3 protein-coding genes and 1 pseudogene are annotated in these 3,354 nt (G+C 66.9%); 3 read left to right on the top strand and 1 reads right to left on the bottom strand.

Annotated elements, in window-relative coordinates:
- Window positions 1-402 (bottom strand): Rieske (2Fe-2S) protein (locus VGD20_RS08650; protein WP_331134056.1); only part of this gene is annotated, 402 nt, incomplete at its 3' end.
- Between the two features lie 105 nt (window positions 403-507).
- Here VGD20_RS08650 and VGD20_RS08645 point away from each other — a divergent pair.
- The 3 genes and pseudogenes from VGD20_RS08645 to VGD20_RS08635 all read left to right on the top strand — a co-directional run.
- The gene (locus tag VGD20_RS08645; RefSeq protein ID WP_331134055.1) at window positions 508-2,151 is read left to right on the top strand and encodes an NAD(P)/FAD-dependent oxidoreductase; all 1,644 of its coding nucleotides are present in this window, start codon (window positions 508-510) and stop codon (window positions 2,149-2,151) included.
- Window positions 2,148-2,807 (top strand): annotated as a pseudogene (locus tag VGD20_RS21815) (amino acid permease); the annotation flags it as partial. The gene VGD20_RS08645 and the pseudogene VGD20_RS21815, both read left to right, overlap by 4 nt.
- 64 nt (window positions 2,808-2,871) lie before the next feature.
- A partial coding sequence (locus tag VGD20_RS08635) for an amino acid permease (protein WP_331134053.1) occupies window positions 2,872-3,354 on the top strand: 483 nt, incomplete at its 3' end.

The raw sequence follows: 3,354 nt of genomic DNA, 5'->3' as shown, positions 1-3,354 counted from the left end.
ATCGGCGATCGCGCCAAGGTTCGGCGCCGCGAGCAACGCGCCGTCGAGCCCGTAGGACCAGCCATGATAGGGGCAGCGGATCACCTGCCCGATCACCCCGCCGTTCAGCGCGACGTCCCAGCGCGCATCGGTTTCGGGATCGCAGAGCCGCGCCCCGCGGTGGCGGCAGACATTGTAGTGCGCGCGGATGTCGCCCGCCTTGGTGCGAACGACGATGATGCTTTGCCCGGTAAGGTCGACCAGAATATGATCGCCGGGCTGCGCGACATCCTCCTCGCGGCCGGCGCACACCCACTCGCGGGCGAAGATGCGGTCGATGTCGATGCGGTGCGCGTCGTCGGTCAGATAGGCGCTGCTCGGAAGCGAGCGTTCCATCGCACCGGCCGGCTCGTCGTCGATCATGACCACCCCTTATTAGACAGTTGCCTAATAGCGCCTTTTGCGCTTATCGTACAGCGAAACTTCGGACATGCGGGCCGCCCGGGCCACTGCCGAATGCCATAGGGGGTGGCGATCGCGAACGATCCGGCGCCAGTATCTTCGCCAACCCGACGCTACGACGCGATCGTCGTCGGCGCCGGTCACAACGGACTGACCGCGGCCGCCTATCTGGCGCGCGCGGGCCTCAGGATATTGGTGCTCGAACGCCGTGAGATCATCGGCGGCGCGTGCGTGACCGAAGAGGTCATCCCCGGCCACCGCGTGTCCTTCGCTTCCTATTTCGCCTCCATGCTGATGCCGACGGTGATCCGCGATCTCGAGCTGGCGAAGCACGGTCTCCGCATGATCGCGAGCGACCCGCTGCTCACCGTCGCGCTCGGCGACGGACAGATCATTCGCTGGTGGGCCGATGTCGAGCGCACCGCGGCCGAGATCGCGTCCTATTCGAAAGCCGATGCCGAGGCCTTCGTCCGTGTCGACCGCGAACTGAAAGCGCTCGCTGCCTATCTCCAGCCCTTCTTCCTCGAATCCCCGCCCGATCTCGCCGCGCGCGGTTTCGGCCGGGTGCGCGAGGCAATCCGCCTGCTGAAACGCTTTCGCCGCATCCGCGGGCGCGAGGTCGCGCAGCTTGTCACCTTCCTGACCGGCAGCCTCGGCGACTATCTCGACCGCCATTTCGAGAGCGAGGCGGTCAAGCGCATGTTCCTCGCCAACAATGTCTACGGCAAGCACGGCGGCCCCTATGAACCCGGCTCGGCGGTCGGCCTGCTCTTCCACTTGCTGTCGGGCGGCGACCATGCGGTGCAGGGTTTTGCCGGCCATGTCATCGGCGGTATGGGCGCGATCACGCAGGCGATTTCCGCGACCGCAGAGGCACATGGCGCGGAGATACGGACCAACGCCGCAGTCGCACGGATCGACGTGGCGGGCGGCAAGGTGTGCGGCGTGACGCTCGCCGACGGCACCGCGATCTCCGCCGATACCGTCCTCTCGAACGCCGACCCCAAGCGCACCTTCCTCGGTCTCGTCGACCCCGGCGCGCTGCCCGAAGACTTCCGCCGCGACATCGCCGCGATCAAGATGGCGGGCCCCTCGGCCAAGCTCAACCTTGCGCTGTCGGGCGAACCGCGCGTCGTCGGCCGGCCCGCCGATGCCGATCCGCGCGAGCGCGCGCTGCTGTCGATCACACCGACGCTCGAAGGCGCGCAGCGCTGCGCCGACATCGCGCGCTTCGGCGATATCCCCGACGAACTGTGGATCGACTGCGTGATCCCCAGCCTTGTCGACGACACGCTCTGCCCGCCGGGCAAGCATATGATGACCTGCTTCATCCAATATGTGCCCTATGCGCTCCGCGAGGGCTCATGGGACGAACGGCGCGAGGCCTTCGCCGACGCGATCGTCGCGCAGATTGCGCGGCACATGCCCGACCTTCCGGGCCTGATCGAGGGCCGCGTCGTCCTCACCCCGCTCGACCTCGAACGCACCTATGGACTCACAGAAGGCAATATCTTCCACGGCGACCTTCACCTCGGCCAGCTCTTCTCGATGCGCCCGGTGCCCGCCTTCTCGCAATATCGCACACCCATCGCCGGGCTCTATCTCTGCGGCGCGGGCGCGCATCCGGGCGGCGGGGTGACCGGCGCGCCGGGGCATAATGCCGCGCACCAGGTGCTGGGCGATCTCAAACGAAGAGGCAGCAGGACATGAGCGATGGCCAGGCCCTCACGCATCCGCCCCGCGTGCTCGGCTTTGGCGATCTCGTCCTCTTCTACGTCGTCACCGGGGTCAGCCTGCGCTGGATCGCGACCGCCGCCTCGGCCGGCCCCAGCTCGATCGTCATCTGGATGGGGGCTTTGCTCTGCTTCTACCTGCCGCTGGTCGCCGCGGTGATCGAGCTCTCGTCGCGCTATCCGCAGGAGGGCGGTCTCTACATCTGGACGCGGCAGGCGTTCGGGCCGTTTGCGGGCTTCATGGCGGGGTGGAGCTATTTCACCAGCAACCTGCCCTATTTTCCAGCGATCTTCTATTTCGACGCGGGCAACGCGCTCTACATCGGCGGCGAAAGCTGGATGCACCTTCACAACAGCCCGATGTTCTTCATGGGGTTCGCGCTGATCGCGCTCGCCTTCATCACCTGGCTCAACATCATCGGGCTCAACATCGGCAAATGGATGCACAATATCGGCGCGATCGGCATGTGGCTGCCCGCGCTGATCGTGATCGTGATGGGGGTCATCGCGTGGAGCCGTTTCGGCTCGGCGACCGAATTTTCGGTGCGCACGATGACCCCGAGCACGCAGATCAAAGACATGATCTTCTGGGCCTCGCTCGCCTTCGCGCTGTCGGGCAGCGAAGCGGCGTCGTTCATGAGCGGCGAGATCAAGAACGCGCGCCGCACGATCCCGCGTGCGCTGATGACCGCGGGGGGTGATCATCGTCTTCTGCTATGTCGCGGGCACCGTCGCGGTGCTGCTCGCGATCCAGCCGGGCGAGGTCAACAGCCTGCAAGGCCTGATCCAGGCGGGCGCGCGCACCGCCGAAAAGCTCGAGATGCTGTGGATCGTCGCGCCGCTCGCCTTCCTCATCACCATCGGCAACCTCGGCGCCGCCAGCGGCTTCCTCGCCGCCGCCGCGCGCATCCCCTTCGTGATCGGCATCGACCGCTCGCTTCCCGCCGCCTTCGGGCGCACCCATCCGCGCTGGGGCACCCCCTATATCGCGCTGATGCTGCAGGGCGGGCTCGGCGCGATGTTCGTGATCCTCGGGCAGGCGGGTACGGGGGTGAAGGGCGCCTATGACGTGCTCGTCAGCATGGGGATCATCGCGGCGTTCGTGCCCTTCGCAATGGTCTTCCTGTCGGTGATCCGCCTCCAGCGCGAACCCGCCGACGCCGATGTGACGCGGCTCCCC

Origin of the sequence: Sphingopyxis sp., from assembly GCF_036402335.1 — a bacterium.
Taxonomy (GTDB): Bacteria; Pseudomonadota; Alphaproteobacteria; order Sphingomonadales; family Sphingomonadaceae; genus Sphingopyxis.
This window is presented reverse-complemented; position numbering and strand designations above follow the sequence as displayed.